17 protein-coding genes and 1 tRNA gene are annotated in these 20,980 nt (G+C 68.7%); 4 read left to right on the plus strand and 14 right to left on the minus strand.

Going from position 1 to position 20,980, the window contains the following annotated elements:
- Positions 1 to 33: 33 nt before the first annotated feature.
- From ACQHIV_RS13515 to ACQHIV_RS13525, 3 genes are all read right to left on the minus strand, one after another.
- Complete coding sequence (locus ACQHIV_RS13515) at positions 34 to 1,263, minus strand: branched-chain amino acid ABC transporter substrate-binding protein (RefSeq protein WP_427894211.1); 1,230 nt, start codon at positions 1,261 to 1,263, stop codon at positions 34 to 36.
- Positions 1,264 to 1,612: 349 nt separating this feature from the next.
- Positions 1,613 to 2,215, minus strand: a complete 603-nt coding sequence (locus ACQHIV_RS13520; RefSeq protein ID WP_427894212.1) for an ANTAR domain-containing response regulator — start codon at positions 2,213 to 2,215, stop codon at positions 1,613 to 1,615.
- On the minus strand, positions 2,215 to 2,976 hold the full coding sequence (locus ACQHIV_RS13525) for a helix-turn-helix domain-containing protein (protein ID WP_427894214.1): 762 nt from the start codon (positions 2,974 to 2,976) through the stop codon (positions 2,215 to 2,217). Before ACQHIV_RS13525 ends, ACQHIV_RS13520 begins: the two co-directional genes overlap by 1 nt.
- A gap of 85 nt (positions 2,977 to 3,061) precedes the next feature.
- Between ACQHIV_RS13525 and ACQHIV_RS13530 the strand changes: the two genes are divergently transcribed.
- Both ACQHIV_RS13530 and ACQHIV_RS13535 read left to right on the plus strand, forming a co-directional pair.
- Positions 3,062 to 3,135: transfer RNA gene (locus ACQHIV_RS13530), tRNA-Leu, on the plus strand.
- Positions 3,136 to 3,171: 36 nt separating this feature from the next.
- A complete protein-coding gene (locus tag ACQHIV_RS13535) occupies positions 3,172 to 3,921 on the plus strand; it encodes a transcriptional regulator (RefSeq protein WP_427894216.1) in 750 nt (249 codons plus the stop codon).
- Between the two features lie 159 nt (positions 3,922 to 4,080).
- Here the strand turns inward: ACQHIV_RS13535 and pyk are convergent, their stop codons facing one another.
- From pyk to gltB, 4 genes are all read right to left on the minus strand, one after another.
- Positions 4,081 to 5,532 (minus strand): pyruvate kinase, encoded by a 1,452-nt coding sequence (pyk, locus tag ACQHIV_RS13540; RefSeq protein WP_427894218.1) that lies wholly within the window; start codon positions 5,530 to 5,532, stop codon positions 4,081 to 4,083.
- A gap of 99 nt (positions 5,533 to 5,631) precedes the next feature.
- Positions 5,632 to 7,182: a metallophosphoesterase family protein gene (locus tag ACQHIV_RS13545; protein ID WP_427894220.1), complete on the minus strand. Its 1,551-nt coding sequence runs from the start codon at positions 7,180 to 7,182 to the stop codon at positions 5,632 to 5,634.
- 74 nt (positions 7,183 to 7,256) lie between these two features.
- Complete coding sequence (locus tag ACQHIV_RS13550) at positions 7,257 to 8,723, minus strand: glutamate synthase subunit beta (RefSeq protein WP_427894222.1); 1,467 nt, start codon at positions 8,721 to 8,723, stop codon at positions 7,257 to 7,259.
- Entirely contained in the window at positions 8,723 to 13,246 is a 4,524-nt protein-coding gene (gene gltB / locus ACQHIV_RS13555) for a glutamate synthase large subunit (RefSeq protein ID WP_427894224.1), read from the minus strand. Before gltB ends, ACQHIV_RS13550 begins: the two co-directional genes overlap by 1 nt.
- 241 nt (positions 13,247 to 13,487) lie before the next feature.
- Here gltB and ACQHIV_RS13560 point away from each other — a divergent pair, with 241 nt between their 5' ends.
- Positions 13,488 to 14,288, plus strand: coding sequence for a phosphotransferase family protein (locus tag ACQHIV_RS13560; RefSeq protein WP_427894225.1), 801 nt, complete (start codon positions 13,488 to 13,490; stop codon positions 14,286 to 14,288).
- On the opposite strand, the gene ACQHIV_RS13565 is transcribed toward ACQHIV_RS13560, so the two are convergent.
- Positions 14,225 to 14,722 carry a hypothetical protein gene (locus ACQHIV_RS13565; RefSeq protein ID WP_427894226.1) on the minus strand — a complete coding sequence of 166 codons (498 nt, stop codon included), beginning with the start codon at positions 14,720 to 14,722 and terminating at the stop codon, positions 14,225 to 14,227. The genes ACQHIV_RS13560 and ACQHIV_RS13565 overlap by 64 nt on opposite strands.
- Before the next feature lie 208 nt (positions 14,723 to 14,930).
- Here ACQHIV_RS13565 and ACQHIV_RS13570 point away from each other — a divergent pair, with 208 nt between their 5' ends.
- The gene (locus tag ACQHIV_RS13570) at positions 14,931 to 15,959 is read left to right on the plus strand and encodes a 1-aminocyclopropane-1-carboxylate deaminase (protein WP_427894228.1); all 1,029 of its coding nucleotides are present in this window, start codon (positions 14,931 to 14,933) and stop codon (positions 15,957 to 15,959) included.
- On the opposite strand, the gene ACQHIV_RS13575 is transcribed toward ACQHIV_RS13570, so the two are convergent.
- From ACQHIV_RS13575 to ACQHIV_RS13600, 6 genes are all read right to left on the minus strand, one after another.
- The gene (locus ACQHIV_RS13575) at positions 15,960 to 16,721 is read right to left on the minus strand and encodes a hypothetical protein (RefSeq protein ID WP_427894229.1); all 762 of its coding nucleotides are present in this window, start codon (positions 16,719 to 16,721) and stop codon (positions 15,960 to 15,962) included.
- Between the two features lie 88 nt (positions 16,722 to 16,809).
- On the minus strand, positions 16,810 to 18,021 hold the full coding sequence (locus ACQHIV_RS13580) for a hypothetical protein (RefSeq protein WP_427894230.1): 1,212 nt from the start codon (positions 18,019 to 18,021) through the stop codon (positions 16,810 to 16,812).
- Between the two features lie 72 nt (positions 18,022 to 18,093).
- A complete protein-coding gene (lgt, locus tag ACQHIV_RS13585; protein WP_427894232.1) occupies positions 18,094 to 19,095 on the minus strand; it encodes a prolipoprotein diacylglyceryl transferase in 1,002 nt (333 codons plus the stop codon).
- 51 nt (positions 19,096 to 19,146) lie between these two features.
- Positions 19,147 to 19,845, minus strand: a complete 699-nt coding sequence (locus ACQHIV_RS13590) for a DsbA family protein (protein ID WP_427894234.1) — start codon at positions 19,843 to 19,845, stop codon at positions 19,147 to 19,149.
- Positions 19,842 to 20,321: a MauE/DoxX family redox-associated membrane protein gene (locus tag ACQHIV_RS13595; protein ID WP_427894235.1), complete on the minus strand. Its 480-nt coding sequence runs from the start codon at positions 20,319 to 20,321 to the stop codon at positions 19,842 to 19,844. Before ACQHIV_RS13595 ends, ACQHIV_RS13590 begins: the two co-directional genes overlap by 4 nt.
- Positions 20,318 to 20,974, minus strand: a complete 657-nt coding sequence (locus ACQHIV_RS13600; protein WP_427894237.1) for an SCO family protein — start codon at positions 20,972 to 20,974, stop codon at positions 20,318 to 20,320. The genes ACQHIV_RS13595 and ACQHIV_RS13600 overlap by 4 nt, the downstream gene beginning before the upstream one ends.
- Positions 20,975 to 20,980: the final 6 nt, after the last annotated feature.

A 20,980-nucleotide genomic window follows, 5' to 3' on the forward strand; every position in this document is an offset into this window, starting at 1 on the left:
ACTCCCACCCCCGAGACATGAGGTCGACCCTGCTTACTTGTCCTCGAACGCCTTGGTCTCGACGGTGGCCCACTTGCCACCGGCAACCTTGTAGACGGTCAGCACCTTCGAGGTGGTGTCGCCGTACTGGTCGAAGGCCACCTTCCCGGTCACGCCGTCGAAGGAGACCTTGCTCATGGCATCGACCGTCGCCTGGCGCGCGGACTCGACGTCCTTGGCGTCCTTCAGCGACACCTTCAGGGCGTCGATGATCGCGTTCGCCGCGTCGTAGGAGTAGCCGCCGTACGCCGCGTACGGCTCCTTGAAGCCGGCCGCGTTGTAGTCCGAGACGAACTTCTTCGCCGAGTCCAGCGAGTCCACCGGCGCGCCGACCGAGGTGGCCAGGTCGTTGTCGCTGGTCTTACCGGCCAGGGTGATGTACTTCGGGTCGTAGATACCGTCGCCGCCCATCAGCGGGACGTTCAGGCCGGCGGCCTTCGCCTGCTGCGACAGCGGGCCGGCCTGCGGGTACTCGCCGCCGTAGTAGATCGCCTGCGGGTTCGACGGCTTGATCGCCGTCAGCGCCGCCTGGTAGTTCGAGTCGTCCGGGTTGATCGTCTGGGCCGCGGTGATCGTGCCGCCCAGCTTCTTGAACTCCTCGGTGAAGGTGCCGACCAGGCCCTGGCCGTACGCCTTCTTGTCGTGGATCGTGGCGACCTTGGTGATCTTCGCGGTCTCGTACAGGTACCGCGCCGCGAACGGGCCCTGGACCGCGTCCGTGGTGCAGGTCCGGAAGTACGTCGGGTACGGCCGCTTCGGGTCGGTCTGCCAGTTGGCGCCCTGGGTCAGGCCCGGGCCGGTGTTGGCCGGCGAGACCTGGACGATCTTCGCCGCGGCGAGAACCGGCTGGACCTGCTGGCTGACGCTGGTGTTCAGCGTGCCGACGACGCCGATCACGTCCTTGTCGCTGGAGAGCGCGGTAGCCGCGTTCTTACCGGGGTCCGGCTTGGCCTCGTCGTCCTTCGGCACGACCTCGAGCTTCCAGCCCGGGATCGCGTTGGAGTCGTTGGCCTGCTTCACAGCGAGTTCGACGGAGTGCTGGATACCCAGACCCAGGGCCGACAAGTCTCCGGACAGCGGCGCGATGACGCCGATCTTCGCGGTCTTGGTCGAGCCCCCGGAGCCCCCGCCAGAGTTGTTGCCACTGCGTGAACCGCAGGCAGTCAGGGCCAACGACGCAACGATCAGCGTCGCGCCGACCCGTACTACGGAACGCTGCTGCACTGTTCCTCCAATGTCTGGATAGTCCCAGCGAGACCGGGACTCTCGCGCATTTGCCGCGAGCATCCGCAGGTTAGACCCGGCGATGGTCCCAAGCGAACAGCGCACTGCCTGTGTTGTGAGGTCGTTACCCCGGTAAGCATCGTCTTATCACCTGGATACTGACCCCGCAGGTGTGGCAGTGACGTAGGGTCAGCAGGCGAACTACCTCGGTGAGATTCGGTACCCGTCAATCGGCCGGACCGCCACGGTTCGTCACGATTGCGCCGCCGGGTTCACCTCACGGTCACGACACGCCGGTATTGCAGGCGGATCACGGCCCGGTCATGCTCGCGCCGTCCACAGGTTGTCCTCAGGAGTCGCCGGCCTCGTTGACGACAAGTTCCGCGACCTGACGCATCGAGACCCGCTTGTCCATCGCTGTCTTCTGGATCCACCGGAACGAGTCCGGCTCCGACAGCCCGAACTTGGTCTGCAGGATCGACTTCGCCCGGTCCACCAGCTTCCGCGTCTCCAGCCGCTCGGCCAGGTCCGCGACCTCCCGCTCCAGCTCGGCGAGCTCGACGTACCGGGAGGCGGCGATCTCGATCGCGGGCAACAGGTCCGCCTTCGAGAACGGCTTCACCAGGTACGCCATCGCGCCCGCGTCCCGGGCCCGCTCGACCAGTTCCCGCTGCGAGAACGCGGTCAGCATCAGCACCGGCGCGATCCGCTCCCCCGCGATCTTCTCCGCCGCACTCAACCCGTCCAGCTTCGGCATCTTCACATCGAGGATCACCAGATCCGGCCGCTGCTCGATCGCCAGCCGGATCGCCTCCTCCCCGTCCCCCGCCTGCCCGACGACGTCATACCCCTCTTCCGCGAGCATCTCAGCCAGATCCATCCGAATCAGAGCCTCGTCCTCAGCGATCACCACACGCTTAGCAGTCACACCCGACACCTTATCGACCACCATCAGGACTTCGCCCCGACAAACCCGTCCAACACCGCCACACCTTCCTTCCGACTGACCGCCACCACGTTGGGCCGAGGCCGCCGCCACTTGATACCCAGCCGATCCAGCGCATCCGTCAGTATGTTGCGGATGTCCTCCGACTCGTTGGAGAACATGTAGTAGTACCGCTTCCCGTCCGGCTTACTCGCCCAGTTCATGAACCGGCACCCGTCGGACTGGAAGAGCCCGCGCAACAGCTGTTCGGGGTACTTGGCAACAATCTCCCGCTGCCAGTCCGCCAACTCGATCTTCCGCCGATGTTTCAGCCCCGGCCCATGCTGCGGGAACAGGCACGGCCAGTGCTTCCACCGAGCCTCCGTCCGCACGTAGCCGACGCCGCGACGCGGACACGGACTCGCGGTCGGCTTGACCAGCTTCATGGTCTCGAAGATCTCGCGATTGAGATCCGGGTACTTCTCGTCGTTGGCTATCTGCAGCGTGAACACGCCCCGCCGCGCCTTCGCGATGTGCCCGTCGCCGAGATACCACCCCAGCAACAACGCGTACGCCACCTCATCCAACTCGGCACCGTCACACCGCGGACACGGCGACAGCGGGTAACCGCCACCACGAACACGGCCTTCCTTCTGGTAGCGACGCCGCCACGTCCGAATCGTCCGCAGCGCCACCCCGTGGATCTCCGCGTTCACCCGATCAGGCACACCCTCGTCGGACATCCTCAGTGCGGACTCCACCGTCTCCCGCGACCTGAAGTGAGCCATGAGACATGATCACGCCGACCGCCGACAGTTTTCAGGTTGAGCAACCCGATGGGCTAGGATCGTCGAGCGCGCATCGAGCGCGAATGCCCTGGTAGCCCAATCGGCAGAGGCCGCGCTCTCAAACAGCGTCCAGTGTGGGTTCGAGTCCCACCCAGGGCACAGAAATCTGTCGGTGCCGCCCGCGAAACTCGGCTCATGTACGACGAGCGGACGCGGGCGGTCGCACTCGAAGCGATCGGCTCCGGCGAGAGTCTGAACTCGATCAGCAAGCGGCTCGGGATCAGCCGGGCGGCGCTGCGGGACTGGCGCGATCGCTCGGCTCGTCCGGAGCGGGTGAGCGAATGTCCGCGATGCGGCACAGGCTCGCTCGACGAACCGTCGTACGTGCATCTGCTGGGGCTGTATCTCGGGGATGGTTGCCTGTCGCGGCACCGCCGGGACGTGTACGCGCTGCGGGTCGCGTGCGATGACGTCTGCCCGCGGTTGATCGACGAGGCGGAGTACGTCATACGCGCCGTCCATCCGAGCCGCCCTGTGCACCGCGTGCAGGCGGTTGGCTGTACGTCGGTTGCCTCGTACTGGAAGCACTGGCCGTGCCTGTTCCCGCAGCACGCACCCGGCCGGAAACATCTGCGGAAGATCGAACTGGAGGGGTGGCAGCGGCAGATTGTTGCCCAGTACCCCGAGCTGTTCCTCCGCGGCCTCTTCAACTCCGACGGCTGCCGCGTCGCGAACTGGACGACGCGCACAGTCGCCGGCCACACCAAGCGCTACGACTACGCGCGCTACATGTTCTCGCACGAGTCCCCCGACATCATGCACCTCTGCCAACAGGCCCTCGACCTACTCCACATCCCCTGGCGAATGCCCCGCCCCAACGCCCTCTCCGTAGCCCGCCGTGAAGCCGTCGCCCGCCTGGACACCTTCATCGGCCCGAAGAACTAGACAAACCAAGGCGGCATTCAGCAAGCGTCCAGCAACGCACCGCCCCAGCCCATGTACGAGTCCCGGTTCTACGTGTGCCCCGGGGCTGTCGTGGAAGTGGTTGAGGCGGGCGGTCAGGTGACCGTCCGCCTCGAGTAGCACTTCTGTTGTCAGCTGTTCTTACGGGTTGGGGCTGCGGTAGGCCGGGGCGATTCCCTCGATGGCGTCGCCCATGCGGTGGACTCGGAGGGCGTTGGTGGAGCCGGGGATGCTGGGTGGGGAGCCGGCGACGATGACCACCAGGTCGCCCTTTTGGAGGATGCCGAGTTCGAGGAGGCGCTGGTCTACCTGGCGGACCATTTCGTCGGTGTGTTCGACGGTGGGGACGATGTGGGTGGTGATGCCCCAGACGACGCTCAGCCAGGAGCTGACCGACGGGACCGGGGTGAAGGCCAGCAGGGGGACCTCGGTGCGGTAGCGCGCGAGGCGGAGGGCCGTGTCACCGGACTGGGTGAACGCGATCAGGTACTTCGCGTCCAGCCGCTCGGCCACGTCGGCGGCCGCGCGGGCGATCACGCCGCCCTTGGTCTTCGGCTCCCACTCGATCTCCTGGACCCGGCCGAGGCCGTGTTCCTCGGTGGACTCCACGATCCGGGCCATCGTCTTCACGGTCTCGATCGGGAACCGGCCGACGCTGGTCTCGCCGGACAGCATCACCGCGTCGGCGCCGTCGAGTACGGCGTTGGCGACGTCGGAGGCCTCCGCCCGGGTCGGCCGCGGCGCGGAGATCATCGACTCGAGCATCTGCGTGGCGACGATGACCGGCTTCGCGTTCAGCCGGGCCTGGTCGATGATCAGCTTCTGGACCAGCGGGACCTCCTCGAGCGGGAGCTCCACGCCGAGGTCGCCGCGGGCGACCATGAACCCGTCGAAGGCCTCGACGATCTCGTCCAGGTTGGCGACCGCCTGCGGCTTCTCGATCTTGGCGACGACCGGGAGCCGCAGCCCCTCCTCGTCCATGATCTTGTGCACGAGCTGGATGTCGGCGGCGTCGCGCACGAACGACAGCGCGATCATGTCGGCCGGCAGGTGCAGCGCCCAGCGCAGGTCCTCGGCGTCCTTCTCGGACAGCGCGGGCACGCTCACCGACACGCCCGGCAGGTTGATGCCCTTGTGGTTGGAGACCGGTCCGCCGACGGTGACCCGGCAGATGACGTCGGTCTCGGTGACCTCCTCGGCGACCAGCGCGATCCGGCCGTCGTCGATCAGCAGCTGGTCACCGGGGTTCACGTCGCCCGGCAGGCCGTCGTACGTCGTCCCGCAGATGGTCTGGTCGCCCGGCACCTCCCGGGTGGTGATCGTGAAGCGCTCGCCGTAGGTCAGGGTGGCCTTGCCCTCGGCGAACTCGGCCAGCCGGATCTTCGGGCCCTGGAGGTCGACGAGGATGCCGACGTTGTTCCCGGTCTCCGCGGCGGCGGTGCGGATCCGTTGGTAGATCCGCTCGTGCTCGGCATGGGCACCGTGGCTCAGGTTGAGCCTGGCGACGTCCATACCGGCTTGGACGAGTTCCGTGATGCGCTCCGGGGCGGCCGTAGCCGGGCCGAGCGTACAAACGATCTTTGCGCGACGCACGTCACAAAACCCTACTCCTGCAAACCACTGCCCCCGCTGGTCCGCCCCCCTTACTGGACAGTTAACAACCGGGGAACTCCTCGCCGGATCGCTGAATCGTCAAGAGGACAAGGGGGTGTAGGCCCCGACGGTGATGTCGCCGGTGAGTTCGGCGGTGACCGTCTGGAGGCCGACCGGATTGCCCTTCAGGTACGTGATCAGGGTGACCTCACCCGGCCGCCGCAGCGTGTAGCCGAGGGCGAAGGCGTACGCCGCTCCCCCGGTCGTGCCGTTCGTGTACGTCGTGACCGGCCGCCCGTCGACGACCTTGGTCTCCGGCCCGACCTGGTGATGCAGGTGCCCCGACAGCAGCAGCGTCGCGCAGCCCCGGGACGCGGTGTCCGCGAACGACGACGGATCGTGGACGACGAAGGTGGAGATCCGCTTGTCCGACGGCTGGTCGCAGGCGACGTCGGCGAGCCGCTTGGACTGGTGGTCGACGGTCTCGTCGCCGGGCTGGTCCGCGCTGCCGAGCCCGGTCCTGGTCGGGTCGCTGTCGCCGAGGAACCGGATCCCGTCGACCTCGACCGGCTTGCTGTCCAGCACGGTGAAGCCGCTCTTGCGGTACGCCGCCTCGACGTGCCCGCCCGCGTCGTGGTTGCCGGCCACCGCGACCACCTTGAAGTCCTTGAAGTGCTGACGCAGCGAGTTGACGCTGAACATCTCCCACTCCTGCCCGGAGGAGGTGTCGTCGCCGGCGTCGATCAGCAGTTTCGCCCCGGCGGCCTTGGCGATCTCGGCCGCGACCGGGTCCATCCCGATGTTGTCGTGCCGGTCGTTGACCTGGATCGCGACCTTCTCGTCCTTGCCCGGCTGATGGATCTGGCCCTTGACGCCGTCGACCTTGTCCTTGAGCTGTCCGTAGAACTGGGTCGACCGCTGGTACGTCTCGACGGCGGTCCTGATCACCCCGACGCCGCCGGTGGTGGAGAACCCGGCGGCCACCTCGACCCCCTTGAGCTGGTCGTCCAGGTCGAGCTGCGGCAGCAGCTGCGCCAGCGAGACCCACTGGGTCGCCGGCGCCTCGACCCGGCGCATCCGGCCCGGCCCGAAGATCGACGCAATCGTGATCAGCATCGCGACCAGTACGACGATCGCCCGGTGCTCGACCCGCCGTTCGTGCCGGTGCACGAGGTGCCAGAGCTCGCGGCGGCGCCGTACGCCGATCATCGTCCACAGCGTGGCGACCAGTACGACGGCCAGGAACCCGGTGCCCGCTCCGGCGAGCGCGTCGTCGACCGCCATCTCCTGGACGGTCTGCTGGATCCGCGCGATCTCACCTTCGGGCTGGGCGGCGATCAGCGCGTCCCGGTTGATCAGGTCGGTGAGGTTCGCGGCGTCGGTCTCCTGGACGTCGATGTAGACGCCGATCCCGAGCGGGTCGCTGCTGGCGAGCCGGAACCGCGGCAGCACCGCGCCGAGGTCGACGGTCGCGTGCCCATCGAACGTCGGTGACACGACCGCCGCGTGCGCACCGATCGTGACCCGCTCGGAGTCGTTCACGAACGCGAACAGCCCGACCACGACCGAGGTCGCCACGAAGAGCACGCTCAACGCGGCCCAGGGCGCCATCGCCCGGAGCCGCGTCTTCGTCATCAGCCGCCTGACCACGGTCCCCAACCTACCGAGAAGCCCCACCCTGGGTCCGGCACACCGCGCCGGACACCGAGAGTGGTGCTGCGATCTCAGACTGCGAGCGGCCGGGCGGTCGGCGGGATCGGGGTCGGCAGCGTCGACGACCCGGTGAGGTGCGCGTCCACGCCGCCGGCGCAGGACCGGCCCTCGGCGATCGCCCACACGATCAGCGACTGGCCGCGGCCGGCGTCACCGCAGGCGAACACCCCCTCGACCGAGGTCTGGTACTGCTTGTCCCGCTTCACGTTGCCGCGCTCGTCGAGCTCGACACCGAGCTGCTCGAGGAAGCCCTCGCGCTCCGGCCCGAGGAAGCCCATCGCCAGCAGCACGAGCTGGGCCGGGATGGTCCGCTCGGTCCCTTCGACCGGCGCGAACCTGCCATCGGCGAACTTCACCTCGACCAGGTTCAGCGCGGACACGTTGCCGTCGGCATCGGCCTCGAAGTTCACCGTGGAGACGGCGTATACCCGGTCGCCGCCCTCCTCGTGCGCGGACGCGACCCGGTAGATCATCGGGTACGTCGGCCACGGCTGGTTGCCCGGGCGCTCCTCAGAGGGCCGCGGCATGATCTCCAGCTGGGTCACCGACCGGGCGCCCTGACGGTGCGCCGTACCGAGGCAGTCGGCGCCGGTGTCGCCGCCGCCGATGATCACCACGTCCTTGCCGGTAGCAACGATCTGGTCCTCGACCGGCTGCCCGAGCGCGACCCGGTTGGCCTGCGGCAGGTACTCCATCGCCTGGTGGATCCCGCCGTACTCGCGGCCCGGTACCGGCAGGTCGCGCGCGGCGGTGGAGCCGGTCGCGATCACGACCGCGTCGTACCGCTGCTTGAGCTGGGTCCCGGTGACGTCCACGCCGACGTTGACGCCGGAGCGGAAGACCGTGCCCTCCTCCTTCATCTGCTGGATCCGGCGGTCGACCTGTTCCTTCTCCATCTTGAACTCGGGGATGCCGTACCGCAGCAGGCCGCCGGGCTTGTCGGCCCGTTCGTACACCGCGACCGTGTGTCCCGCGCGGGTCAGCTGCTGGGCAGCGGCCAGGCCGGCCGGCCCGGAGCCGACGACCGCGATCGTCTTACCGGTCAGCCATTCGGGCGGCTGCGGCTTGACGTCGCCGGTCTCCCAGGCCTTGTCGATGATCGCGACCTCGACGTTCTTGATCGTCACCGGGTCCTGGTTGATGCCGAGCACGCAGGCGGTCTCGCACGGCGCCGGGCACAGCCGCCCGGTGAACTCCGGGAAGTTGTTGGTGGCGTGCAACCGCTCGATCGCCGACGACCAGTCGTCCCGCCAGACCAGATCGTTCCACTCCGGGATCAGGTTGCCCAGCGGGCAACCGTTGTGGCAGAACGGGATGCCGCAGTCCATGCAGCGGCCGGCCTGCTTGCTGATGATCGGCAGCAACGCCTTGCCGGGCCCGCCGGGGTAGACCTCTTTCCAGTCCTGCACCCGCTCGCCGACCGGCCGCCGGTCGGCGACCTCGCGGCCGGTGGTCAGGAATCCCTTGGGGTCAGCCATCAGATGGCCTCCATCATCGCTCGCGTGGTCGCGTCCTCGTCCAGCCCGTCGCGCTCGGCGGCCGCCTTGGCCGCCAGCACCCGGGCGTAGTCGCGCGGCATCACTGTGGTGAAACGCGGACCAGCGGCGGCCCAGTCGGCGAGCAGTTTCGCCGCCCGTTCCGAGCCGGTCTCCTCGTGGTGCCGCCGGACCAGGTCCTGCAGCAGCTCGGACTCCGCCGCGTCGGCCGGCCGCAGGTCGACCAGCTCCGGGTTGACCAGCGCGGGGTCCAGGTCGAGTACGTGGGCCACGCCGCCCGACATACCCGCCGCGAAGTTCCGGCCGACGGCGCCCAGTACGACGACACGTCCGCCGGTCATGTACTCGCAGGCGTGGTCGCCGACCGCTTCGACGACCGCGGTGGCGCCGGAGTTCCGGACGCAGAACCGCTGCCCGGCACCGCCGCTGATGAACAGTTCGCCGGACGTCGCGCCGTACGCGATCACGTTGCCGGCGATGATCTGGTCGGCGGCGTCGAACCGGGCCTTGCGGTCCGGCCGGATGACCACCCGGCCGCCGGACAGGCCCTTGCCGACGTAGTCGTTGGCGTCACCCTCGAGCCGCAGGGTGACCCCGCGCGGCACGAAGGCGGCGAACGAGTTGCCGGCCGACCCGGTGAAGGTCAGGTCGATCGTCCCGTCCGCGAGCCCGGCGGCCTGGTACCGCTTGGTGATCTCGTGGCCGAGCATCGTGCCGACGGTCCGGTTCACGTTCCGGATCGCGACCTGCGCCCGGACCGGTTCGCCGTTCTCGAGCGCGGGCCGGCAGATCCGGATCAGCTCGTTGTCGAGCGCCTTGTCCAGCCCGTGGTTCTGCTCGACGGTCTGGTGCAGCGCCGCACCCTCCGGCAGCGCCGGCACGTGCAGGATCGGCGACAGGTCGAGCCCGTCGGCCTTCCAGTGGTCGACCGCGCGCTCGACGTCCAGTACCTCGGCGTGCCCGATCGCCTCGTCCAGCGTCCGGAAGCCGAGCTCGGCCAGGTACTCGCGGACCTCCTCGGCGATGAACTCGAAGAAGTTCACCACGAACTCCGGCTTGCCGGAGAACCGCTCGCGCAGCACCGGGTTCTGCGTCGCGACACCGACCGGGCAGGTGTCCAGGTGGCAGACGCGCATCATGATGCAGCCCGACACGACCAGCGGAGCGGTCGCGAAACCGTACTCCTCGGCGCCGAGCAGCGCCGCGATCACGACGTCCCGCCCGGTCTTCAGCTGGCCGTCGGTCTGGACCACGATCCGGTCCCGCAACCCGTTCAGCAGCAGCGTCTGCTGGGTCTCGGCGAGGCCGAGCTCCCAGGGACCGCCCGCGTGCTTCAGCGAGGTCAGCGGCGCCGCGCCGGTGCCGCCGTCGTGGCCGGAGATCAGTACGACGTCCGCGTGCGCCTTGGAGACACCCGCGGCGATCGTGCCGACGCCGACCTCGGAGACCAGCTTCACGTGGATCCGCGCCCGCGGATTCGCGTTCTTCAGGTCGTGGATCAGCTGCGCCAGGTCCTCGATCGAGTAGATGTCGTGGTGCGGCGGCGGCGAGATCAGGCCGACGCCGGGCGTCGAGTGCCGGGTGTTCGCCACCCACGGGTACACCTTCGGGCCGGGCAGCTGCCCGCCCTCGCCGGGCTTCGCGCCCTGCGCCATCTTGATCTGGATGTCGTCGGAGTTCGTCAGGTACTCCGCGGTGACGCCGAAGCGCCCGGACGCGACCTGCTTGATCGAGCTCCGCCGGGCCGGGTCGTACAGCCGGTCGGCGTCCTCGCCGCCCTCACCGGTGTTCGACTTGCCGCCGAGCTGGTTCATCGCGATCGCCAGCGTGGTGTGCGCCTCGGCGCTGATCGAGCCGTAGCTCATCGCACCGGTGGAGAACCGCTTCACGATCGCGCTGACGGGCTCGACCTCGTCGATCGAGATCGGCGCGCGGCCGGAGTTGAACCCGAACAACCCGCGCAGCGTCATCAGCCGCTCGGACTGCTCGTTCACCCGGGACGTGTACTGCTTGAAGATGTCGTACCGCCCGGTGCGGGTGCTGTGCTGCAGCCGGAACACCGTGTCCGGGTCGAACAGGTGCGGCTCGCCCTCGCGGCGCCACTGGTACTCGCCGCCGATCTCGAGCTTGCGGTGCGCGGGCAGGATCCCGTCCGCCGGGTACGCGCGCAGGTGCCGACGGCGGACCTCCTCGGCGATCGTGTCCAGGCCGACGCCGCCGATCCGGGACGACGTACCGGTGAAGTAGATGTCGACCAGGAACGGGGACAGCCCGTTCGCCTCGAAGATCTGGGCACCCGTGTACGACGCGACGGTCGAGACACCCATCTTCGACATCACCTTGAGGACGCCCTTGCCGAGCGATTTCACCACGTTGCGGACCGCCTGCTCCGGCTCGATGCCGGGCAGGTAGGTGCCCTGGCGGCACAGGTCCTCGACGGACTCCAGCGCCAGGTACGGGTTGATCGCCGCGGCGCCGTACCCCATCAGGAGCGCGACGTGGTGGACCTCGCGGACGTCACCGGCCTCGACGACCAGGCCGACCTGGGTGCGGGTCTTCTCGCGGACCAGGTGGTGGTGGATCGCCGAGGTCAGCAGCAGCGACGGGATCGGCGCGCTGTCCGCGTTCGAGTGCCGGTCGGACAGCACCAGGATCCGGGCGCCGTCGGTGATCGCGGCGCTCGCCTCGGCGCACAGCTCGTCGAGCCGGGTGCGGAGCGCCTCGCCGCCGCCCTCCACGTCGTACACACCGCGCAGCACCGTGGTGGCCAGGCCGGGCATGTCGCCGTCGAGGTTGATGTGCCGGAGCTTGGCCAGCTCGTCGTTGGTGATCACCGGGAACGGGATCACCACCTGCCGGCAGGACGCCGGGCTCGGGTTGAGCAGGTTGGACTCCGGGCCGAGGCTGGACGACAGCGAGGTCACCAGCTCCTCGCGGATCGCGTCCAGCGGCGGGTTCGTGACCTGCGCGAACAGCTGCGCGAAGTAGTCGAACAGCAGCCGCGGCCGGTCGCTCAGCACCGCGATCGGGGTGTCGGTACCCATCGAGCCGATCGGCTCGGCACCGGACCTCGCCATCGGCGTGAGGATGACCCGCAGCTCCTCCTCGGTGTACCCGAACACCTGCTGGCGGCGGGTCACCGACGCGTGGCTGTGGACGACGTGCTCGCGCTCGTGCAGGTCCTCGAACCGGATCAGCCCGGCGTGCAGCCACTCGTCGTACGGGTGCTCGGCCGCGAGCGTGTTCTTCACCTCGGTGTCGGTGATGATCCGGTGTGCGTCGACGTCGACCAGGAAGATCCGGCCCGGCTCGAGCCGGCCCTTCTCGGTCACGGTCGCCGGGTCGATGTCGAGTACGCCGGCCTCGGACGCGAGGACGACGAGACCGTCGTCGGTGACCCAGTACCGCGAGGGCCGCAGGCCGTTGCGGTCCAGCACCGCGCCGACCTTCGTGCCGTCGGAGAAGACCACCGACGCCGGGCCGTCCCACGGCTCCATCAGCGTCGAGTGGAACTCGTAGAACGCTCGCCGCTTCGGGTCCATCGTGGCGGCGTTCTCCCACGCCTCCGGGATCATCATCAGCATCGCGTGCGGCAGCGAGCGGCCGCCGAGGTGCAGCAGTTCCAGGACCTCGTCGAAGGACGCGGAGTCGGACGCTTCCGGCGTACAGATCGGGAAGAGCTGCTCGAGGTCACCCGGGATCAGGTCGCTGGACAGCAGCGCCTCGCGGGCGCGCATCCAGTTCCGGTTGCCCTGGACGGTGTTGATCTCGCCGTTGTGGGCGATGTAGCGGTACGGGTGCGCCAGCGGCCAGGACGGGAACGTGTTCGTCGAGAACCGGCTGTGGACGACGCCGATCGCGGACGCCAGGTCCGGGTCGGTCAGCTCCGGGAAGAACTTGTCGAGCTGGTCGGTGGTCAGCATCCCCTTGTAGGTGATGGTCCGGCCGGACAGCGACGGGAAGTACGTCGCGGTCTCCTTCTCGGCGCGCTTGCGCAGCCGGAAGGCCATCCGCTCCAGCGCCAGGCCGAGCACGCGGCCCGCCTTCGCGGTCACGAACAGCTGCTTGAACGTCGGCATCACCGAACGCGCGGTCGCGCCGAGCAGGTCCGGCGTGGTCGGGATGTCCCGCCAGCCGACGACCGTCAGCTGCTCCTCCGCCGCCAGCTCCTCGATCCGGTCGACCGCCTTCGCGGCGTCGTCCGGGTCCGCGGGCAGGAACGCGATACCGGTCGCATAGCTGTGCGGCGCCGGCAACTCGAAGTCGCACGCCTTCCGGTAGAAGGCGTCCGGCACCTGGATCAGGATGCCGGCACCGTCGCCGGAGTCGGGCTCCGCACCGGACGCGCCACGGTGCTCGAGGTTCCGCAGGGCGGTCAATGCCTTGGCCACGATGTCGTGGCTCGGTTCACCGGTCAGGGTCGCGACGAAAGCGACACCACAAGCGTCGTGCTCGTGCCGTCCGTCGTACAGACCCTCGGCGGGAAATGGGGGGCGACCATACATCCAGGAGCTCCCGTCGTCCTACGGTCAAAAACAACTGGCCGCGGGACAACACTGGCCCAAGCCGGGTGTCCCGAGACTACCTCATGACGCCCGCCAAATGGACTTCCTGTCCACCGCGCAACGCCTTGATGACCCTCAGTAAGCAAGCGCTCACTAGTAGCCTCCTATCTTCCCAGGCGACCGCCCCCGCAACCACCCACGGCACCGGAAATTCACTTGCCGGGACTGATAGGCCGGGACCATGCCTTGGCAGCCCTCTCCCGACTGGCACCCACTCACGTCCGGCACCGGCCAGGCGACCGGTGGCGTGTGGCGGACGCCCGGTGGCGAGGTGGTGAAACGCCTGGTCAGGGGGGTGACCGACCCGCGCCATCATGCCTACTGGGAACGGCAGGCGCTGGTCGCCGAGTCGGGTGTTGTCGAGCGTACGGCGGGGGTCCGGGCGCCGGTCTGTACGGGCGTGGAGCGGGATGCGGACGGGATCACGCTGCGGATGGTTCGGGTCGCGCCGTACGACTGGGCTCCGGAGGCACTGGCTGAGGCTCTGGGGCGGTTCTCGGCGTGTTCCGTGGCCGAGCCCGAGTGGGGTGCTCGGGACGTACTCCGGGACCGTCTGCGGACCGTTGAGCGCCGCGGCGGGTGGGCCGCCCTGGGCGAGTTGTCGACACCGGCGATCGAGGCCTTGTGGGCACGCCGCGAGACCGCGCTGGAGGTGCTGGACGCCCTCCCCCGGGTGCCCACGCACGGTGACGCCCACCCGGCGAACCTCCGCGGCCGCGACGGCGACGACGTACTCGCCATCGACTGGGAACAGTTCGGTCTGGGCCCGGCCGGCTTCGACCTCGGCTACCTGCTGCTCGCGACTGACCTCCCGCTGGACGCACTTGCGGATGAGGCGCGCTGCGGTGCAGCGCTGGTGGCGGCGTACACCGGGGTCTCCCGGGCGGCCTGGGCGGTGGGGCGAGCGGGCGCCGGGGATCACGTGGAGCGGTTGGACAAGCTGGCGTCGATCGTGGACGAGGCCGTGAGCCACGCTTCGTAGAACGCTTGGTAGCTGGGGAACCGGGTCGTGGTGGCTTCGATCAGCACGTCGGCCACGGGTTGCGGCGGGTCAGGTAACAGGAGCTGACCGGCTCGAGCCATCACGTACGCGGTGGTGCGGGTGTCGATCGGCGCGCCGAGGACGTGCTGCTCCGGCGCCATGTAGCTGCTGGAGCCGAACATCCGGCCCATGGTGTTGCGGGTCGGACCGCGGTGATACAGGTCCAGGTCGAAGACCGTCAGGCGACGGGTCGGGAAGTCGTACAGCATCGACGAGTTGTAGAAGTCGCACTCGACCCAGCCGGCGGCGTCCAGTGCGGCGTGCAGGTCGTACAGGGCGTTGACGGCGGCGAGGATCTCCGCGGTGGGGAGCAGGTAACACCGGGTGTGGGACAGACTCCGCCAGTTCGATCGCGTTGCGGAGCAGAGCGACACGATCGGGGAAGTTCACGTACGCGTCGGTCGCGTCACCGGCGGTCTTCACGAAGTACCGGTCGGTGGCGGTCTGGACGCCGTACGAGATGTTGCCGGAGTCCTTCGGAGCGAAGCGGGCGAAGATGGTGCCTAGCTGGTCGAGGTACGTGGCCGGGAGGACTTCGATCGCACCTGGGAACACCCCGCCGACCCTAGTGGAGGAACACCAATGGCTCTCAGCGATTTTCCGCGGTACCCCCTGCTGTTCGGGCCCAGTCCGGTGCATCCGCTGGAGCGGCTGTCGGCGTACCTCGGGGGTGCGAAGGTGTGGGCGAAGCGGGAGGACTGCAACTCGGGGCTCGCGTACGGCGGGAACAAGACGCGGAAGCTGGAGTACCTCGTCCCGGACGCGCTCGCGCAGGGTGCCGACACGCTCGTGTCGATCGGCGGGTACCAGTCGAACCACACCCGTCAGGTCGCCGCGGTCGCGGCCAAGGTGGGGCTGAAGGCCGTGCTCGTGCAGGAGAACTGGGTCGACTGGCCGGACGCGCTGAACGACCGAGTCGGCAACATCCTGCTCAGCCGGATCATGGGCGCCGAGGTACGGCTCGACCCGGCCGGGTTCGGGATCGGGTTCAAGGACAGCTGGAAGCAGGCGCTCGCGGACGTCGAGGCGCGCGGCGGTACGCCGTACGCGATCCCAGCCGGCGCCTCCGACCACCGGCTCGGCGGGCTCGGGTTCGCTCAGTGGGCGTACGAAGTCCAGCAGCAGGAGCAGGAGCTCGGCGTCTTCTTCGACACGATCGTGGTCTGCTCGGTCACCGGCTCCACGCACGCCGGCATGATCGCCGGGTTCGCCGGCCAGGACCGCCCGCGCCGGGTGATCGGCATCGACGCGAGCGCCAAGCTCCAGGAGACCCGCGACCAGGTCGAACGGATCGCCCGCAACACCGCCGACCTGATCGGCCTCGGCCGCGACCTGCGCGCCGACGAGATCACGGTCCTGGACGGCTGGGCCGGCGACGAGTACGGCGTACCGGTGCAGTCGACGCTCGACGCGATCCGGCTGACCGGGCAGCTGGAGGGCATGATCATCGACCCGGTCTACGAGGGAAAGTCGATGGCGGGCCTGATCGACCTGATCCGCACCGGCGACATCCCACCCACCTCAACGGTCCTCTACGCCCACCTCGGCGGCCAACCCGCCCTGAACGCCTACAGCAGCCTCTTCACCCAGAGCCAACCGATCGCCGACTGATCACCAGCCGCCAGCGAAGAAGCCTTCCAGGCCGGGCAGCGGATGTGCCGCCGTGGTCGTGTTCGCCACCACGACCACGGCGAGTGTCAACGCCAGCACCGGCACGAAGAGGCCGTACCCGGCCAGCACTCCCCTCGTACGCCGTTCCGCCCGGGAGAATCGCCGCCACAACACAACGGCCAGTACGACGAGCCCCGCGACGACGATCGCGCCCTCGACAGCCATCACGGCGTGGAACAGCACGTAGTCACTGGTGATCATGTCGAGCGGTGGCGACTGCTGCCCCGCCGCCAATTGCTGCCTGACCTGCTGGAGGGTGCTGTCCAGCGGACCGGCCGGCGCTCCGAAGAGCATCGGCAGGAGCGAACCGAACGGCGCCGCCATGCCATGAATGTTGGCCATCACGGCGGCGAGCGACACGACCGCCAACGCCGTCGCCAGCACACCACCGGCCGCCAATCCTGCGGCCCTCCAACCGTGCGTCCGCGAAAACGCCCGCCAGATCGCTGCTCCGAGCATGATCAGAACAACCAGCAGCGCTGCGGCGAACAGCCCCTTGGCGAGGTGGTACCGAAACCAGTAGTCCACCACCCGCTGCATCCCGGGATCGAAGCTGCGGTCACCCGAGCCCCAGTAGGTGACGAACTCACTGCGAAAGGTATCGGCAAGGCGCTGCTCGCTCCGCAGGTCGTGGCTCGCCGCGTTGCTCGCCAACAGACGCGGACCGACGACAAACGCGACGATGAGCGCCGCAGCAAGCACGACAAGCCTCTTCATGCGCACAAACTAGGCGAACGGATCTCCACAGACCATCTCCACCAAGCGACGCCGGAGGTAGCGCCGGCGCTACTCACGCGGGCCGCAGGCGCTCCTCGGCGCAGACCTTGTGCATGGGACGACGGTCGTCGTCCAGCAGGTTCGTCAATCCGCCGCAGGCCCTGCAATGCCGGGGCTCATTGCTCCAGTGGGTTTGGTCGCTCCAGTCGAGCACCACCTGCTCGCGAGCGATGCGGAGATCGAGATCCGCTCTGACATGCGGGATCGCCACCGCCTCGCCGGCGTCGCGGATCTGCGTCGGCGCGGAGCGGAAGCCAGTCTCCTCGCCGTACCGGCAGATCCTGTCGAGCGGCCGCTCGCGCACCTCGGCCTCGGCTCGCTCCGGTATGGCTCGTTCGGTGTCCCCGGTTTGGTCCGCGGTGATCTCGTCGAATCTGTCGGCCTCTCGCCGAGGAGCCCAGAGATACCTCTCGCCCCTGGACCCGGCCACACGCGTGAGGTGCAAGGAGCGGTACTCGCCAGCGGCAGTCAACTCCACCAGTTTGTTGAGGTAGAGGTTCTTCGCAGCACGCCACTCGCCATGGTGCTTCCCGCAGCGACCACGCTTGGCAACCGGGCACGGCACGACCGAACGGCTGTCGCACCGCCAGATCTCCAGCCGGTTGACACCGCCGACGATCTCGAGCGGATCCCCGGCTGCGATCTCCCGCCACGGTGTCTGCTTGATCCGCGACCACGGTGCCCGGTTGATCAGGTCGGCCTTGTCCGATTTCGTCAACCACATCGAGGTCAGGCCGTCGCGCTTCGCGAGCTTTGTACGACGCTCTACCGCCTGGCGGCCGAGCTTCGACATCTGTGGCTCCCAGCCGATCCGGATGCCGTCGACACCGTTGACGATCACATCGGTCCGCCGCTTCCCGTCCCGCGATCTGGACTCCACATCGGCCGCGAACCCGGCTGCCTCGGCGGCCTTGCTGATCCGTTCCTTGAGCGCCTTGTGCTCGTCGCTCTCCGCAGGCGTGACCTCATGCCTGCCGGGGTTGCGATGCACCGCGACGAGGCTGCCCGAGCGCCGCTGGATGTACATGTAAGGCGACTTGCCCTTGGCCTCGGACTTGCACGGCACGCCGCGCGCACTCTGAACGCACTGCAAGAACTCGCGGTCCTGATCAGCGTTGTCCCCGTAGATCTCGCTACGCAGGTCTGGGAAGCCGGGCTGGCCAAGGTCAGGCAGGGTCAAGTTCAACTCGACCCCGTACCTGGTGCAGAACACGCTGCTGGCCATCTTTCGATGGTAACTGCGGGTGCGCAGCACATGACGCTCGATGAGTGTCGCCAGGGGCTAGGGCCGGCTCGGCTACTTCAGTCGCCCGCCGGTGTGATGGGTCGGGCCGGGGGTCTCCTCGGCAGCCGGTTCTGATGGAGAGGCTTCGTCCTGGGTGGGCGTGGTCGTTTGGTCGCCGTCCTCGTCCGTGGTCTCTGCCGTGGTTTCGGGGGTGGGGGTGCCGGCGGCGGGGCCGGTGGTGAGGTCTTCCTGGCCGGGGCGGAGGCGGGCGCTGAGGATGAAGGCGATGACGGCGAGGACGAACATGATCAGGGCGGTCCACACGTTCAGGCGGAGGCCGAAGATGTGGTTGACGGTGTCGATGCGCAGGTTTTCGATCCAGGCGCGGCCCGCGGTGTAGGCGGCGGCGTACAGGAAGAACGCGCGGCCGTGGCCCAGCTTGAAGCGGCGGTCGACGAGGAGGACCAGCGCGACCACACCCAGGTTCCAGATCGCCTCGTACAGGAACGTCGGGTGGAACGTCGCGAAGTCGGCGAAGCCCGGCGGGCGGTGATCGGGCGAGATCTCCAGGCCCCACGGCTTCGTGGTCGGGCGGCCGAAGAGTTCCTGGTTGAAGTAGTTGCCGAAGCGGCCGAAGATCTGCGCCAGCGCGATCCCGGGCGCCATCGCGTCCGCGACCGCCAGGAACGGCACCTTCGCGCGCCGGCAGGCGATCCAGGCGCCGAGCGCGCCGAACCCGACCGCGCCCCAGATGCCCAGCCCGCCGTGCCAGATCTTCAGCGCGTCGATCGGGTGCTTGCCGGGACCGAAGTACAGCTCGGCGTCGGTGATCACGTGGTAGATCCGCGCACCGACCAGGCCGAACGGGATCGCCCAGAACATGATGTCGGCGAGCACCGGCGCGGAGCCGCCGCGGGCGACCCAGCGGCGGCGGCCGAGCCAGTACCCGGCGAAGATGCCGGCCAGGATGCACAGCGCGTACGCGCGGATCGGCAGGCCGAGAACGTGCCAGACACCCTGGCTCGGGCTGGGGATGAACGCCGGAACCGTCACGGCAAGACTCAGACTAGACATGGCAAGTGGGAACGCTACTCGACCCGTCCGGGCACGGCCACAAACGCACGGTCACGATGCAGCCTCAGCCACGGCCTTCTGGAGGCCGTCGGCGGTCAACTGGTCGGTCGGGAGCTGCTTGCCGTTCAGGTACACGGTCGGCGTCCCGGTCACGCCGCGGTCGTCGGCGGCCTTCCCCACGGACTCCAGCCAGCTCGCGTACGCGGTGTCCTTCAGCGCCTGCTGGTACTTCGCGTCGTCGATGGCGAGCTGCTTGCCGAGCTCGAGCAACTGGTCCGTGGTCCACGACTTCGAGAAGTCGCCGTACAGCTCGTCGGCGAAGCTCAGCGCCTTGCCGTTCGCGGCGGCCGCGGCGAACGCGTTCGCCAGCCGCGGCGAGGCGTCCGGGTTCACGAACTGCAGCGGCCAGTACGTGAGCGTCGCCGTACCGTCCGCGACCAGCTTGTCGATCGTCGCGCCGCTCTCCTTCTCGAAGTCGGCGCAGTGCGGGCAGCGGAAGTCCAGGTACAGGTCGATGTTCACCTTCGCGCCGGCCTTGCCGACCATGACGCCCTTCCCGGACGTACCCGGGCCGGTGATGACGGCCGGCTCGACCCGGTCGGTCGTCGCCACCTCGACCTTGGAGTGACCGCGGTAGTACTGCACGCCGACCCCGGCGGCGAGCGCCAGCACCAGGACGACCGCCACGACGATGCCAGGTGAGATCCGGCGCTTCGGCTGCGGCGCCAGCGGATTCACGGGATTGCTCACGACGCGGTGACTCCTTGTGGGGTTTCGGACACGACAGCGAACTTGCTGGCGGGGTACAGCCACAGCCAGCCGGCCAGCACCAGGAGGCCGACGTCCCGCAGGATCTCCTGCAGGTACTTCGTTTCTCCGGGCGCGACCTGCCCGCCGCCGCCGAAACAGCCGCAGTCGATCGACAACCCGCGCGCCCAGGCCGACGCCACCGCGACAATGAACACGAGCAAGAAGACACCCGCGGCCACGGCGGAGGCGCGGACGCCGAAGCCGACGATCAGCAGCAGCCCGATCGCGATCTCGAGGAACGGCAGGCCCCAGCCGACCGGCTGCACCAGCGACGACGGCAGCAGTTCGTACGCGCGGACCGCCTGCGCCGCCGTCTCCGGGTCGGAGACCTTCATCGCGCCCGCGACCACCATCACGCCACCGAGCAGCAACCGCGCCCCCAGCGAGACCCACCCGAACCAGCCCCGCCGCTTCACTGGTTGTCCTCGACCAGCTTCCCGAAGTCGTGCGCCAGGTCGCCGATCGCGGCGTTCGACAGCCAGATCACGTTCGCCTTGTCGTTCTTCCCGAAGCCGATCACCTGCGCTCCGTGACCGACCTCGTACCCGCCGGACGGCAGCTTCTGCATGCCCTCGACCGGTACGCCGACCGCCTTCGCGATGTCCTTGATCGACGTCAGCGAACCGGTCAGCCCGACGAACGACGGGTCGAAGCGGTCCAGGTACTTCCGCATCACCGGGCCGGTGTCGCGGGCCGGGTCGGTGGTGATGAACAGCATCTGGATCTGGTCCTGCACCGGCTTGTCGAGCTTGGTCAGCGCGGACGCGACGTCGGCCATCACGGTCGGGCACACGTCCGGGCAGTTCGTGTACCCGAAGAACACCAGCGTGACCGGCTTCTTCGTCGACGTGACCAGGTTGAACGGGTCGCCGTTCGTGTCGGTCAAGGTGGCCGCGGGCATCGAGTACGGACGGTCCAGCGTGGCACCGCGCATCCCGTTCGGGTCCTGGCTGCTGCGGATGATCGCTCCGCCGGGGTTGTCCGCCTTCTGCTGATTGCCACTGCAGCCCGCGAGGGCGAGCAGAGCCACCGCCGCCAACAGCAGCGCGGCGTTCCTGGTTCGACTCACGGCTCT

It is taken from the genome of Kribbella polygonati (assembly GCF_050320105.1).
Taxonomy (GTDB): domain Bacteria; phylum Actinomycetota; class Actinomycetes; order Propionibacteriales; family Kribbellaceae; genus Kribbella.

Excerpts from the sequence above, each read along its gene's own strand:
- gltB (WP_427894224.1), bottom strand. The coding sequence starts at position 13,246 with ATGTATGGTCGCCCCCCATTTCCCGCCGAGGGTCTGTACGACGGACGG.
- ACQHIV_RS13560 (WP_427894225.1), top strand. The coding sequence starts at position 13,488 with ATGCCTTGGCAGCCCTCTCCCGACTGGCACCCACTCACGTCCGGCACC.
- ACQHIV_RS13520 (WP_427894212.1), bottom strand. The coding sequence starts at position 2,215 with ATGGTGGTCGATAAGGTGTCGGGTGTGACTGCTAAGCGTGTGGTGATC.
- ACQHIV_RS13580 (WP_427894230.1), bottom strand. The coding sequence starts at position 18,021 with ATGGCCAGCAGCGTGTTCTGCACCAGGTACGGGGTCGAGTTGAACTTG.
- ACQHIV_RS13535 (WP_427894216.1), top strand. The coding sequence starts at position 3,172 with ATGTACGACGAGCGGACGCGGGCGGTCGCACTCGAAGCGATCGGCTCC.
- ACQHIV_RS13570 (WP_427894228.1), top strand. The coding sequence starts at position 14,931 with ATGGCTCTCAGCGATTTTCCGCGGTACCCCCTGCTGTTCGGGCCCAGT.
- lgt (WP_427894232.1), bottom strand. The coding sequence starts at position 19,095 with ATGTCTAGTCTGAGTCTTGCCGTGACGGTTCCGGCGTTCATCCCCAGC.
- ACQHIV_RS13550 (WP_427894222.1), bottom strand. The coding sequence starts at position 8,723 with ATGGCTGACCCCAAGGGATTCCTGACCACCGGCCGCGAGGTCGCCGAC.
- ACQHIV_RS13525 (WP_427894214.1), bottom strand. The coding sequence starts at position 2,976 with ATGGCTCACTTCAGGTCGCGGGAGACGGTGGAGTCCGCACTGAGGATG.